Source organism: Allorhizobium paknamense (genome assembly GCF_030815125.1).
GTDB lineage: Bacteria > Pseudomonadota > Alphaproteobacteria > Rhizobiales > Rhizobiaceae > Allorhizobium > Allorhizobium paknamense.
Genome location: NZ_JAUSWH010000012.1, coordinates 110,353 through 123,461 on the forward strand (window position 1 = coordinate 110,353; position 13,109 = coordinate 123,461).

Annotated in this window: 13 protein-coding genes; all 13 read left to right on the forward strand. The window is 59.4% G+C overall.

What is annotated here, in order from left to right:
- The 13 genes from livM (at position 1) to QO005_RS17315 (ending at position 13,092) form a co-directional block, all read left to right on the forward strand.
- Positions 1-1,386 (forward strand): high-affinity branched-chain amino acid ABC transporter permease LivM, encoded by a 1,386-nt coding sequence (gene livM, locus QO005_RS17255; protein ID WP_307159307.1) that lies wholly within the window; start codon positions 1-3, stop codon positions 1,384-1,386.
- On the forward strand, positions 1,386-2,261 hold the full coding sequence (locus QO005_RS17260) for an ABC transporter ATP-binding protein (protein ID WP_307159308.1): 876 nt from the start codon (positions 1,386-1,388) through the stop codon (positions 2,259-2,261). The genes livM and QO005_RS17260 overlap by 1 nt, the downstream gene beginning before the upstream one ends.
- Positions 2,261-2,989: an ABC transporter ATP-binding protein gene (locus QO005_RS17265; RefSeq protein ID WP_307159309.1), complete on the forward strand. Its 729-nt coding sequence runs from the start codon at positions 2,261-2,263 to the stop codon at positions 2,987-2,989. Before QO005_RS17260 ends, QO005_RS17265 begins: the two co-directional genes overlap by 1 nt.
- Positions 2,990-3,469: 480 nt before the next feature.
- Positions 3,470-3,823 (forward strand): DUF6867 family protein, encoded by a 354-nt coding sequence (locus QO005_RS17270; RefSeq protein ID WP_307159310.1) that lies wholly within the window; start codon positions 3,470-3,472, stop codon positions 3,821-3,823.
- A gap of 228 nt (positions 3,824-4,051) precedes the next feature.
- Positions 4,052-5,170, forward strand: coding sequence for a branched-chain amino acid ABC transporter substrate-binding protein (locus tag QO005_RS17275; RefSeq protein WP_307159311.1), 1,119 nt, complete (start codon positions 4,052-4,054; stop codon positions 5,168-5,170).
- Between the two features lie 357 nt (positions 5,171-5,527).
- A complete protein-coding gene (gene minC / locus QO005_RS17280) occupies positions 5,528-6,274 on the forward strand; it encodes a septum site-determining protein MinC (protein WP_370878096.1) in 747 nt (248 codons plus the stop codon).
- Positions 6,275-6,456: 182 nt separating this feature from the next.
- Positions 6,457-7,272 carry a septum site-determining protein MinD gene (gene minD, locus QO005_RS17285; RefSeq protein WP_307159313.1) on the forward strand — a complete coding sequence of 272 codons (816 nt, stop codon included), beginning with the start codon at positions 6,457-6,459 and terminating at the stop codon, positions 7,270-7,272.
- A complete protein-coding gene (gene minE, locus QO005_RS17290) occupies positions 7,269-7,529 on the forward strand; it encodes a cell division topological specificity factor MinE (RefSeq protein ID WP_307159314.1) in 261 nt (86 codons plus the stop codon). The genes minD and minE overlap by 4 nt, the downstream gene beginning before the upstream one ends.
- A gap of 273 nt (positions 7,530-7,802) precedes the next feature.
- Positions 7,803-8,069 carry a PepSY domain-containing protein gene (locus tag QO005_RS17295; RefSeq protein WP_307159315.1) on the forward strand — a complete coding sequence of 89 codons (267 nt, stop codon included), beginning with the start codon at positions 7,803-7,805 and terminating at the stop codon, positions 8,067-8,069.
- Positions 8,070-8,072: 3 nt separating this feature from the next.
- Positions 8,073-8,639 carry a cytochrome b/b6 domain-containing protein gene (locus QO005_RS17300; RefSeq protein ID WP_307159316.1) on the forward strand — a complete coding sequence of 189 codons (567 nt, stop codon included), beginning with the start codon at positions 8,073-8,075 and terminating at the stop codon, positions 8,637-8,639.
- Positions 8,636-9,313, forward strand: coding sequence for a response regulator (locus QO005_RS17305; RefSeq protein ID WP_307159317.1), 678 nt, complete (start codon positions 8,636-8,638; stop codon positions 9,311-9,313). The genes QO005_RS17300 and QO005_RS17305 overlap by 4 nt, the downstream gene beginning before the upstream one ends.
- Positions 9,310-10,770, forward strand: coding sequence for an ATP-binding protein (locus tag QO005_RS17310; RefSeq protein ID WP_307159318.1), 1,461 nt, complete (start codon positions 9,310-9,312; stop codon positions 10,768-10,770). Before QO005_RS17305 ends, QO005_RS17310 begins: the two co-directional genes overlap by 4 nt.
- A 327-nt stretch (positions 10,771-11,097) precedes the next feature.
- Complete coding sequence (locus QO005_RS17315; protein ID WP_307159319.1) at positions 11,098-13,092, forward strand: methyl-accepting chemotaxis protein; 1,995 nt, start codon at positions 11,098-11,100, stop codon at positions 13,090-13,092.
- Positions 13,093-13,109 lie beyond the last annotated feature (17 nt).

Genomic DNA, 13,109 nt, shown 5'->3' on the forward strand with positions numbered 1-13,109 from the left:
ATGTCCAGCAACGCACCGACCACTGCACAGCCCGGCGTTTTCGCCCGGGCTATCAAGGAAGCCGTGTTTGCCGGCATCCTCTCGCTCGGCCTTTTCATCCTCTATATCGGGATCAAGACCGATCAGGACATCAACAATACCCTGATCTGGTATCCGCGCTGGGGCCTGCTGGCGATCTTCGTCGCCATCGCCGCCATTGGCCGCTTCGCCATCGTCGCTTTCTTCCAGCCCTGGTCGAAGGCGCGCAAGGCGCGTGCGGCGAATATGCCGGCCCATGAGATCGAGGCAAAGCCGTCCTTCTTCAAGAAGCATTTCCTGAAGGTGGCGCTGGTGGCCCTCATCCTCTATCCGCCGGTCATCGTCTCGATCACCGGGGCGCAGGGCTCGCTGAAATTCGTCGATAATTTCGGCATCCAGATCCTGATCTACGTCATGCTGGCCTGGGGCCTGAACATCGTCGTCGGCCTTGCCGGTCTGCTCGACCTCGGCTACGTCGCCTTCTACGCTGTCGGCGCCTATTCCTACGCGCTGCTGTCGCAGCATTTCGGCCTGTCCTTCTGGCTGCTCCTGCCGATCTCCGGCATTCTCGCCGCCCTGTGGGGCATCATGCTGGGCTTCCCGGTTCTGCGCCTGCGCGGTGACTATCTGGCCATCGTCACGCTCGCCTTCGGGGAAATCATCCGGCTGGTGCTGATCAACTGGACTGATGTCACCCAGGGCACCTTCGGTGTCTCCGGCATTCCCAAGGCCACGCTGTTCGGCATTCCCTTCGATGCCTCGGCACATGGTTTCGCCAAGACCTTCGGCCTGCCGATGTCCTCGGCCTATTACAAGATCTTCCTCTTCTACCTCATCCTGGCGCTGTGCATGCTGACGGCCTATGTCACCATTCGCCTGCGCCGCATGCCCATCGGCCGTGCCTGGGAAGCGCTCCGCGAGGATGAAATCGCCTGCCGCTCGCTCGGGATCAATACGGTGACGACGAAGCTCACGGCTTTCGCCACGGGCGCGATGTTCGGCGGCTTTGCCGGCTCCTTCTTCGCCGCCCGCCAGGGCTTCGTCTCGCCGGAAAGCTTCGTCTTCCTGGAATCGGCGGTCATCCTCGCCATTGTGGTTCTGGGCGGCATGGGCTCGCTCACCGGCATCGCCATTGCGGCCATCGCCATGGTTGGCGGAACGGAATTGCTGCGTGAAATGGAATTCCTGAAACAGGTCTTCGGCCCTGATTTCACCCCGGAACTCTACCGCATGCTGCTCTTCGGTCTCGCCATGATCATCGTCATGCTGTTCAAGCCGCGCGGCTTTGTGGGCAGCAGAGAGCCGACGGCCTTCCTGAAGGAAAGAAAATCCGTCTCGGGCAGCTTTACCAAGGAAGGTCACGGCTGATGACTTCCGGAACCGATACCATGACCAAAGACGCAATTCTCAAGGTCGAACACCTGTCGATGAAGTTTGGCGGCCTGATGGCGATCAACGATTGCTCCTTCGAGGCCCGGCGCGGTGAAATCACCGCCCTGATCGGCCCGAACGGTGCAGGCAAGACCACGGTGTTCAACTGCATCACCGGCTTCTATAAGCCGACCATGGGCATGATCACGCTCAAGCAGCGCTCCGGCAAGGAATTCCTGCTGGAAAGGCTGGCGGATTTCGAGATCACCAAGAAAGCCAAGGTGGCCCGAACCTTCCAGAATATCCGGTTGTTTTCCGGCCTGACCGTTCTGGAAAACCTGCTTGTGGCTCAGCATAACGACCTGATGCGCGCCTCAGGCTATACGGTGCTTGGCCTGCTTGGCCTGCCCGGCTACCGCAAGGCTGCTGCCGAAGCGATTGAAAAGGCGCGTTACTGGCTGGAAAAAGCCGATCTGATCGAGCGCGCCGACGATCCGGCGGGCGATCTTTCCTATGGTGCGCAGCGGCGTCTGGAAATTGCCCGCGCCATGTGCACCGGGCCGGAACTTCTGTGCCTGGACGAGCCCGCCGCGGGCCTCAATCCGAAGGAAAGCCTGGCGCTGAACACGCTGCTCAACGGCATTCGCGATGACAACGGCACCTCAATCATGCTGATCGAGCACGATATGTCGGTGGTCATGGAAATTTCCGACCATGTTGTCGTGCTGGAATATGGCAAGAAGATTTCCGACGGCACGCCGGAGCATGTGAAGAACGACCCGAAGGTCATCGCGGCCTATCTGGGTGTCGAGGATGAAGAATTGGAAGAGGCAATTTCCGACGTGGAAGCCGTTGCCGGAGGCGAACACTAATGTCTGGCGAACCGCTTCTCAAAGTCCAGGGTGTTGAAACCTATTACGGCAATATCCGCGCCCTCGGCGGCGTCAATGTGGAGGTGCATCAGGGTGAGATCGTCTCGCTGATCGGCGCCAACGGTGCCGGCAAGTCGACGCTGATGATGACCATCTGCGGCAGCCCGCAGGCCCGCTCCGGCAAGATCATGTTCGACGGCACCGACATCACCAAGATGCCGACGCATCTGATTGCGCGCCGCCGCATCGCCCAATCGCCGGAAGGCCGTCGCATCTTCCCGCGCATGACCGTCATGGAAAACCTCCAGATGGGGGCAGGGCTCGATAACCTGAAATATTTCGCGGAAGACGTGGAAAAGATCTTCAGCCTTTTCCCGCGCCTTAAGGAACGCCAGCAGCAGCGCGGCGGCACGCTTTCGGGCGGCGAACAGCAGATGCTCTCTATTGGCCGCGCGCTGATGGCAAGGCCGAAGCTGCTTCTGCTGGATGAGCCGTCGCTGGGTCTGGCGCCGCTGATCGTCAAGGGCATTTTCGAGGCGATCAAGAAGCTCAATCAGGAAGAGGGGCTGACCGTCTTCCTGGTGGAGCAGAACGCCTTTGCCGCGCTGAAACTGTCGGACCGCGCCTATGTCATGGTCAATGGACAGGTGACGATGAGCGGCTCCGGCAAGGAATTGCTGGCTGATCCGCAGGTGCGCGCCGCCTATCTCGAAGGCGGACGGCATTGATGTGACGGTATGATCCTGCTGCTTTGGCAGGATCATACCAAAGCATTTTCTGGAAAAGTGCGTAGCGGTTTTCCGTCCGGAAATGCGTAGACATAAAGACTTGGAGCGGTTCCGCGTTTCCGTGAAACAGTGAACCGCTCTAGGGTGTGTGGAGATTCGGCTTTGGGCGTGGCGAAAACGGTGATTTTCGAGAACCGGAGCGGAGTGTACTTGAGTACATGAGCACCGGAAGCGCAGGAAATTGCCGTTTGCAGCCCGCTCAGGGGCGAATGTCCACACACCGTAGCCAGTGCCTTGTGAAATGCCAGGGACGGGCGAGGTGGAAACGGATACAGTATCCACGCTCTCCCGGTCATTGGTGGGCCAGGAAAGGCACGGCAAACGATCCGGTTTTGGTTTTATGCATGTCCGCAGGGAAAGCCGATCTCTGTTTTCCTTAAGGTCAATGCGCAGGCGCCGTCGGGGCGGCGGGAGAAAAAGATGCAGGGTTTGTTGTTCGAAAGCGATACCGGCGTTCGCGTCGTTCTTCGTCTTATGGTCGTACTGCTTGGCTTCTGGACGGCCTGGCGCACCGGCAAGGCCGTGGCCGATGGCTGGGGTGTTTATGCTCAGGTGGTGGTCTATACGCTGCTGCTCGGCTTTGTGCTGCGTTTCCTCCACTATTCGCTCTTCCAGGGGCCGATGCTGGATGGCCTCTACTACGCCATCGACGTGGTGACGCTGCTGGTGTTTTCCACGGCGGGTTTCCGCTTTCGCCGCACCAATCAAATGGTCAATAACTATTACTGGCTCTTTGAGAAAACCTCGCCGCTTTCCTGGAAGAAGAAAGATTGACAGCTTGGCTTTTCTTGTCTCAGATGAGAAAAAAGAAAAGCTAAAATGCGCCGCCGGAAAAAGAGAGAATAATCCTTTCGGCTTCGCAAAAACAAAGGGATAGACCTGCCGGTCGCTGATGCGCCGGCAATCTTGACCGCCAAGAGTGGAACAGTTTTCCCGCGCAGTCACGGTGGGTATTGCGCAGGGCCTTCAAACGGACCCGCCTCAACAATTGGGAGTAACAGAATGAAGAAGTCGCTTCTTTCAGCCGTAGCCTTGACGGCCATGGCTGCCTTCAGCGGCACGGCCTGGGCTGACATCCTTGTCGGCGTCGGCGGCCCGCTGACCGGACCGAACGCCGCTTTCGGCGCTCAGCTCCAGAAGGGCGTTGAACAGGCTGCGGCAGACATCAATGCTGCTGGCGGCATCAATGGGGAAAAGATCAAGATCGTTCTCGGCGACGACGTGTCCGATGCCAAGCAGGGCGTATCCGTTGCCAACAAGTTTGCCGCCGATGGCGTCAAGTTCGTTGTCGGTCACTTCAACTCGGGCGTGTCCATTCCGGCCTCCGACGTTTATGCCGAAAACGGTATTCTGCAGATCACGCCGGCTTCCACCAACCCGAAGTTCACCGAGCGTGACAAGTGGAACACCTTCCGTACCTGCGGTCGTGACGACCAGCAGGGTGCCGTGGCCGGCCAGTACATCGCCGACCATCTAAAGGACAAGAAGGTTGCCGTCGTTCACGACAAGACCCCCTATGGTCAGGGCCTTGCCGACGAAACCAAGAAGGCAATGAACAAGCTCGGCGTCAAGGAAGTCCTCTATGAAGGCATCACGCCCGGCGAAAAGGATTACTCCGCCCTCATCGCCAAGATGAAGGAAGCCGGTGTCGGCGTGGTTTACTATGGCGGTCTGCACACTGAAGCCGGTCTGATCATGCGTCAGATGGCCGACCAGGGCCTGAAGGCAACGCTGATGTCCGGCGACGGCATCACCTCCAACGAACTGGCCTCGATTGCCGGCGATGCCGTCAATGGCACGCTGATGACCTTCCCGCCGGATCCGCGTAACAACCCGAACGCCAAGGATGTGGTGAAGAAGTTCCGCGACGCCGGCTTCGAGCCGGAAGCCTACACGCTGTACTCCTACGCTGCTCTCCAGATCATTGCCGACGCCGCCAAGGCTGCCGCCACCAATGATCCGGAAAAGGTTGCCGAAACCATGAAGGCCAAGGGTCCGTTCAAGACCGTGATCGGCGACATCGGCTTCGATTCCAAGGGCGACATCACCCGTCCGGACTACGTCATGTACACCTGGAAGAAGGGTGAAGACGGCAAGTACTCCTACTTCGAAAACAAGTAAGGTTTTTGCCTGAGATTCTGAGAGCCCGGCAGTGATGCCGGGCTTTTTTGTTTTCGGATGCAGCCTGCAAACGTTAACGTCTGCCGATTGTGATGGTCTGTCGGAAAATCCGTAACCGATTGTTATTCAACACTATCATGCAGAATTTATCGATGAACTCTCCTGGTAACAAATTTTAACATTTCCTTAGGAAAGCATCCGGCGTTAACCATTTGTTAACCAAATCAGCCGTAATTCAGCGTAAACGATTTGTTTACCAATGTCGCCGCCCGGTGCCTCCCAAGAGCCGGTCAGGCGGCGCAACGAACAGGGATAAAGGCGTCTTCCCGCATCCTGCGGGCAAGGTGCTTTGAAGAAATCGCAGTGCTGACACCAGACGCTCGTTCCATAAGGATTAAAGGCCGCTCTTTCCTGGCGGTCGTGCTCGCTCCGGACCTGCCGCTCGATGGCTGGCTGGCGCGGCTGGATGATCTTGCCTCCCGCTCGGCCGGATTTTTCCTGGGCCGTCCGGTGGTGCTGGACGTAACCGACCTTGCCGTCAGCAAGGAGGAATTGAAGGGCCTGATCGCTTCCCTTGCCGAGCGCAAGGTATCGATCATGGGTCTCGAAGGCGCCCGTTTTGCCCAGGTGGAAGCGGGCATGCCGCCGGTGCTGAAAGGTGGCCGCCCGGTTTCCGATATCGAGGTTACCAAATCCGAGCCTTCTTTCGAGCAGCCCGCCGACAAGCCTGCCGAGACAACGCCCGTGGCGCTGGAGCAGCCGCGTGCGGCATTGCAATCCCTCATCATCGAGGAGCCGGTGCGTTCCGGCCAGTCGGTGATTTTCACGGAAGGCGATGTCACCGTCATCGGTTCGGTCGCCTCGGGCGCGGAAATCATCGCCGGTGGTTCCATCCATGTCTATGGCAGCCTGCGGGGCCGGGCCATGGCGGGATCGGTCGGCAATGCGCAGGCGCGGATTTTCTGCCGCAAGCTGGAGGCCGAACTGATCGCCATCGACGGCATCTACAAGATGGCCGAGGACCTGCCCGCCGATCTGATCGGTCAGCCCGTACAGCTCTGGCTGGAAGAGGAAACCATTCACGCCCGCAAACTGGGTGGATGAAACTGAGTGTTCCGAGGAAAACTGCGGTGCGGTTTTCTGTTCGGAACACGCAAACAGCTTAACAGCCTGCCCGGAGGCCTTTGGCGGTTTCGGGCAAGCTTGATCTGCGAATTTGATATTTCGATTTCGCCCCATGAGGGGTGTCAAAACAGGTATCGGCAAGCCGAACACAGGAGATGAAGATGGGGAAGGTAATCGTCGTCACGTCAGGCAAGGGCGGTGTGGGCAAGACCACATCGACCGCGGCGTTGGGCGCTGCCCTGGCACAGCGCAACGAGAAGGTCGTCGTTGTCGATTTCGATGTCGGCCTGCGCAATCTCGATCTCGTCATGGGCGCCGAGCGCCGCGTGGTCTATGACCTCATCAACGTCATTCAGGGCGATGCCAAGCTGCCGCAGGCGCTGATCCGCGACAAGCGCATCGATACCCTCTTCCTTCTGCCCGCCTCCCAGACCCGCGATAAGGACAATCTGACGGAAGAGGGCGTGGAATGGGTGATCAACGAGTTGAAGAAGCACTTCGACTGGGTGATCTGCGATAGCCCCGCCGGCATCGAGCGCGGTGCGACGCTAGCCATGCGCCATGCCGATATCGCCGTGGTCGTCACCAATCCGGAAGTATCCTCCGTGCGCGATTCCGATCGCATCATCGGCCTTCTCGATTCCAAGACCCTCAAGGCCGAGCGCGGCGAACGCATCGAAAAGCACCTGCTGCTGACGCGCTACGACGCCATCCGCGCCCAGCGCGGCGACATGCTGAAGGTGGATGACGTTCTGGAAATCCTCTCCATCCCGCTGCTCGGCATTATTCCGGAAAGCATGGATGTGCTCAAGGCTTCGAATGTCGGCGCGCCGGTCACGCTGGCCGAGCCGAAATCCGCTCCCGCCCAGGCCTATTTCGAAGCCGTACGCCGTCTGGCCGGTGAAAACCTGCCGGTCTCCATTCCGGAAGAAAAGCGCGGCCTCCTGGGCAAAATCTTTGCACGGAGGGCCGCATGAGTCTGTTCAACCTCTTTCGCAAGCAGCAGTCCGCGCCGCTGGCGCGGGAGCGGCTGCAGGTGTTGCTCGCCCATGAGCGCGCCTATCTGGGTCATGATCTGGTTGGCGTGCTGCGGGAGGAAATCCTTGCAGTGATTGCCAAGCATGTCGAAATCGACAGCGACAAGGTCCGCATCAAGATCGACCGCGACGAGCATGTGTCGCTTCTCGAAATCGACGTGGAAATTCCCCGGGAAACAGGCCTCAAGGCGGCCTGATACGGAATATCCTTTCAGAAACAACGGGCGCGGAAAGTTTTAGCTTTCCGCGCTTTTCTGTCGTTGCAGCACGATACAGCGCCGTGCGTTTTATCAAACGTACGGCGCTGTAAGACTTTAAATTTGCTGCATAATTTTCACCTTAAATCGATTCCGATTTAAGGAATTATGCAGTAGCCAGCGAAACCATCCTCACCGACAGCAAACCGACAGCTTCGCCGGTCTATCCCTTCTGCGTCGCCCGAAAACGGGCCTCTTAAAAGGGTCAAGTCCATGACGTTCAAACTGATTGCTGCTGCTGCCGTTCTTTCCGCCCTGCCGGTTCTGGCCCATGCCAGCCCGAGCTGCACCACCGAGCCCAAGGCCAAGTGGATGTCTGAGGATGCCATGAAGGCCAAGATCGATGCGGCGGGCTACAAGGTGAAGACGTTCGAAGTCACCGGCAACTGCTACGAGATCTACGGTCACGACAAGGACGGCAAGCGCGTTGAAATCTACTTCAACCCCGTCACCGGCGACATCGTCAAGAAGGGCGATTGAGCCATGACCGAGATCCGGTTTGGCACGGGGGGCAATTTGCCCTCCGACAGCGCCCCGGCCACGGTAAAGGTCTGGGATCCGGTGGTGCGGCTGTTTCACTGGACGGTGGTTACGGCCTGCATTCTCAATCTGTTCATTCTGGAGGAAGGCCGTTACTGGCACCGCGTCACCGGCTATGTCGCGGCGGCTGCGCTTGTCATTCGTATCCTCTGGGGCTTTGTCGGCACGCGTCATGCCCGCTTCCGCGATTTCTTTCCAACGCCTGGACGTCTCAAGCGCCAGATCGGCGGGCTGATCGCGGGTAACGAACCGCGCTATCTCGGGCATAACCCCCTGGCCTCGGTGATGATGCTCTGCCTCATGGCGCTTCTGGCCGCCACTGCCGTTACCGGCTGGATGACGATGCTCGATGCTTTCTGGGGTGAAAAATGGCTGGAGGAATTGCATGGAACCATTGCCAACAGCATTATGGTGCTTGCACTGATCCACGCGGCGGCTGCGGTGATTGAAAGCCTGCGGCACAAGGAAAATCTGATCTGGTCCATGGTTACGGGTCGAAAGAAGGCATGAGACTTCTGTTGATCGAAGACAGCGCCCGGCTTCGCGATCTCCTCAGCGAGGCCGTGCGCGATGCCGGCTGGCGGATCGATGCCGTGGCAACGGCGGAGGAGGGGCGGCTGGCGCTGGCGGCGGCGGCCTATGATCTGTTGATGCTGGATCTCGGTCTTCCCGACGAGGATGGGATCGATCTCCTGAGCGCGCTGCGCACCGGCGGTTTGCAGATCCCGGTGCTGATCCTCACCGCCCGTGGCGCCATTGACGAGCGGATCGCCGGGCTGGATGCCGGTGCCGATGATTATCTTGCCAAACCCTTCCACAATGGCGAACTGATCGCCCGCATTCGCGCCCTGCTGCGCCGCGCCCCGGTCACGGCCATGCCGGTGCTGCAATTCGGTGCGCTGGATTTTCATGTGGCACTCAGCCGTGTGACCTGCGGCGAGGGCGAGATTGCGCTGGCGCCCTCGGAAAAGCGCCTGTTGGAACTCCTGATGCGCAATGGCGACCGGGTGGTGCCGAAGGCGAAGATCGAGCACGCTTTTTCCGAATTTGGCGATGAGCGCAGCAGCAATGCGGTGGAACTGGCCGTGTCGCGGCTGCGCAAGAAGCTGGATGGCCATGCCACCGGCGTGGTTATCGAAACCGTGCGTGGCGTTGGCTATCTGCTCCGGGAGGCGCGGGCATGATCCGCTCTCGTCCCACGCTTGGCGGGCTTTTGGTGCGGCGCATCGCCGTGTTCACCGTGGTCGCCATGGCCTTGCAACTGGCCGTGGTCTGCTCGGATTATTACTGGAATGTCGGCGAACTGTCGCGGCTGTTCGTGGAGCAGGAAACCGAACGGCTGATGGAGGGGCTGAACACCGCCGCCACCCCGGATTTCACCCTGCCGGAGGCGATGCATAGCCGCTATGCCGGGGCGACGACCGGCTATATCGCCCGTATCCGTACGCCCGCTGGGCAGATTCTGTTCGAATCCTGCGATGATGCCTGTGAAAGCCGCTTTCTGCCAGTCGATCTCAATCCGCCGGATTTCTGGCTGCGGTCGCTGAAGCCGGGCAAGCCGCTGTTTCTCACCGGCGGTCGGGCCTTTTTCGTGGGAGACCAGCGCTATCTCGTGGAGGTGGCGACGCTCGGCGATCCGGAGAATGTCGTCAACAGCGTTTTCTGGAACGAGGTGTTGGAACATCTGGTGCAGCCGATGAGCCTGCTTCTGGTGCTGGTGGTCGGCGCCATGCTGATTGCCATGCGAGTGGCGCTGAAGCCGGTGCGGCTTGCGGCGGAAGCGGCGGAGAGGATCGACCCGCTCGATTCCCGCTCGCATCTGCAAGTCCAGGATATGCCCCGCGAGATTGCCCACCTGACCGAGGCGATCAACCGCGCCTTCGAGCGCGTGGGCGAATTGATGAAATCCCAGAAACTGCTAACCACCGGCATTGCCCATGAGGTGCGCACGCCACTGGCCGCCATCAAGCTGGAACTTGGCCGCATCGATCATCCGCGCGCCCGCAAGGCAGAAGCCGATCTCGATGAGCTGGCGCATTTCGTCTCGCAACTCACCGCGCTTGCCCGCCTCGACAGCTTCGATCATGCCATGTTCGAAGCGGTCGATCTGGCCGCCCTTGCCGCGGACGTGGTGGGCCAGCTTGCGCCGCTCGTCTATGAAAATCGCCACACGCTGGAACTGGAGGCCGAGGAGGCCGTGCCCTTCAGCGGCGTTCCGGCTCTGATCAAGGATGCGCTGCGCAACCTCATCGAAAACGCCCTTCGCCATACGCCGGACGGCACTTCGATCATCGTACGCGTGCGGCCGGGCAGGCTGGAGGTCGAGGACCGGGTGATGTCCGCGCATCCGGAAGCCACCTTTGCAAACTCCGACTACGACCATCGGATCATGGGGGAGGGTGCAGGCTGGGATCACGCCGCCTTTTCCGTGAAACCCGGCAACGGCCTCGGCATCGGCCTGAAGATCGTCGAGCGCATCGCCAGCCTGCATGGTGGAAAAGCGCTCTGCCAGCCTACGGCTGGTGGTCACATCTTTTCGCTGGCCTTTGAAGCAACCGAGACCGCATCCTCTGTCATCTGTAAGCGCATTCCAGAAGGCGTTATATCAAGGCTCGAAGATGCTGACGCATCCTCGCCTTGAAGGAATTTCGAATATCTCAAATGCGTTAAGGGCTTGAGATATTCGAAAAGGTAATACGAAGAGTCATTTTCAATGACTCTTCGTATTACCTCAAATCAGGCCTGATCAGCCGGTTGTCTTGCTTTGATTTGCAACGAACATGATCATTTTGTCATGAAACTGTCATAAATAATATAAGTCCGCATTTTTCTTAATGTCTTTTTAAATTTGCGCCCGCACCATCCAGGCAACTCTTCGCCAAAACCGCTCCGATATTTCTATCGGGATCCCGATTGTGCGAGTTTTTTGTTGCAACTCATCTTCATTGATCAAGCAAGGCAAATCCTGATGGCGTTCGGCCCCTCTCGTATCAGCAGCAAGCTTTCCGTCATGTCCGGTCTGGGCATTGCGCTCGTTCTCATCACTTCGGTTGCCGGCTGGCAGTTGAATCAGGCCGTGGACAGGGCGACGACCTATGGACGGGTGCAATCGGATATTGCGCGCAATATGGTGGATATGAAGGCCTCGCTGCGCGGCATGGAAATTGGCGTGGGTGAGCTTCGTCTGGCCACCAGCGAAAAGGAGCGGCAGGCAGCGCGGGATTATTTCCAGCAGAGACGCGCCTCCGCCGAGAAATATCTGAAGCTTGCAAGCGCCGATATGCAATTGCCGGCCAACCAGGAAAGAGCCAGACGCCTCGCCGAACTGGTGACGAATTACGTGGCCCTTACCGCTGCGCTCGATAGCGCCTTGAGCGCGGGGCAGACGGATGTCAGCGCCAGTCTGCCGCCGCTTGCCAAGATCAGCTCCGACCTTGCAGGGCTGGTCGATGAAACCGTGCTGGCCATCAAGCAGCGGGTGGAGCAAGCCAATGCAGACCGGCGGAACTTGCAGGACATGGCTTCGACCATCAGTATCTGTCTTTCCGCCCTGCTGGTGCTGTTGATGATCGGTTCTGCGATTTTCGGGCGCCGCGCCATTGCCACGCCCATCGAACAGATTACCGGCTGCATGGGTGATCTCGCCAAAGGCGACCTCTCCCGCACCATTCCCTATGCGGATAATCGCGATGAAATCGGCGACATGGCCCGGGCCGTGCTGGTGTTCAAGCAGAACGCCGAAAAGGTGCGCGATCTCAATGCCCAGGAAGCGGCGTTGCAGCAGCAGAATGCGGATCTGCAGAGCAATATTTCCACCGTTGTCTCCGCCGCCGTGGCGGGCGACTTTTCTGCCCGTATCAACAAACGCTATGAAAACGAGGATCTGAACCGCTTTGCCGCCAGCGTCAACCAGTTGGTGACCTCCGTGGATGCCGGTGTGGCGGAAACCAACCGCGTCGTGGCGGCCCTGGCGCAAGGTGATCTGACCGAAGCCATGCAGGGCGAATTCAAGGGAGTCTTCCTCAATCTGCAGAAAAACATGAACGCCACGATGGAAAGCCTGCGCCGCGTCATGACAGAGGTGCGCTCGGCCATCGACATGATCAACAGCGGGGCTGGCGAATTGCGCCATGCCTCTTCGGATCTCTCCAAGCGCACGGAGCAGCAGGCGGCCTCGCTGGAAGAAACGGCGGCGGCGCTGGAAGAGATTACCTCCGCCGTCAAAAGCTCCACCGACCGTTCGGCGGAAGCGGCCCATATGGTCTCGGAAGTGCGCAAAAGCACCGAACAGTCCCGTGAGGTTGTCAACAGCACGGTGTCGGCCATGGAACGCATCGAGCAGGCGTCGAACGAAATCGGCAACATCATCAACGTGATCGATGAAATTGCCTTCCAGACCAACCTTCTGGCGCTGAATGCCGGTGTCGAGGCTGCGCGTGCCGGTGAGGCCGGCAAGGGCTTTGCGGTCGTTGCGCAGGAGGTGCGGGAACTGGCGCAGCGTTCTGCAACGGCAGCCAAGGACATCAAGACGCTGATTACCCGCTCGCGCAGCGAAGTGGCAGGCGGCGTGACGCTGGTGACGGAGACGGGGCAGGTGATCAGTACCATTGGCAACCATGTCGTAAAACTCAACGAGCATGTGCAGTCCATCGCCCTTGCCGCCAAGGAGCAGTCCACGGGCCTGAGCGAGGTCAACACCGCCGTCAACGAAATGGACCAGACCACCCAGCAGAACGCGGCCATGGTGGAGCAATCCACCGCTGCCACCAGCAAGCTGGCCGATGAGGCGACCAACCTCGCCAATCTCGTCGCCCGCTTCAAGCTCAAGCCCGAGAACGGCATGGCGGCACCCGCGTCCGCCCGCTCTTCGGCCCCGGCCCCTGTTCGCGAGGCGCGCCGCCCGCAGCCTGCCAGCCGTGGCAATGCCGCGCTTGCCATGCGCAATGAATGGGAAGAGTTTTGAGAGAGCGGCCTGTCTGC

Bases quoted from the DNA above. Each gene is read 5' to 3' on its own strand.
- QO005_RS17315 (WP_307159319.1), top strand. From the start codon at position 11,098: ATGGCGTTCGGCCCCTCTCGTATCAGCAGCAAGCTTTCCGTCATGTCC.
- QO005_RS17300 (WP_307159316.1), top strand. From the start codon at position 8,073: ATGACCGAGATCCGGTTTGGCACGGGGGGCAATTTGCCCTCCGACAGC.
- QO005_RS17260 (WP_307159308.1), top strand. From the start codon at position 1,386: ATGACTTCCGGAACCGATACCATGACCAAAGACGCAATTCTCAAGGTC.
- QO005_RS17295 (WP_307159315.1), top strand. From the start codon at position 7,803: ATGACGTTCAAACTGATTGCTGCTGCTGCCGTTCTTTCCGCCCTGCCG.
- QO005_RS17275 (WP_307159311.1), top strand. From the start codon at position 4,052: ATGAAGAAGTCGCTTCTTTCAGCCGTAGCCTTGACGGCCATGGCTGCC.
- QO005_RS17310 (WP_307159318.1), top strand. From the start codon at position 9,310: ATGATCCGCTCTCGTCCCACGCTTGGCGGGCTTTTGGTGCGGCGCATC.
- minE (WP_307159314.1), top strand. From the start codon at position 7,269: ATGAGTCTGTTCAACCTCTTTCGCAAGCAGCAGTCCGCGCCGCTGGCG.
- QO005_RS17270 (WP_307159310.1), top strand. From the start codon at position 3,470: ATGCAGGGTTTGTTGTTCGAAAGCGATACCGGCGTTCGCGTCGTTCTT.
- minD (WP_307159313.1), top strand. From the start codon at position 6,457: ATGGGGAAGGTAATCGTCGTCACGTCAGGCAAGGGCGGTGTGGGCAAG.
- QO005_RS17305 (WP_307159317.1), top strand. From the start codon at position 8,636: ATGAGACTTCTGTTGATCGAAGACAGCGCCCGGCTTCGCGATCTCCTC.
- livM (WP_307159307.1), top strand. From the start codon at position 1: ATGTCCAGCAACGCACCGACCACTGCACAGCCCGGCGTTTTCGCCCGG.
- QO005_RS17265 (WP_307159309.1), top strand. From the start codon at position 2,261: ATGTCTGGCGAACCGCTTCTCAAAGTCCAGGGTGTTGAAACCTATTAC.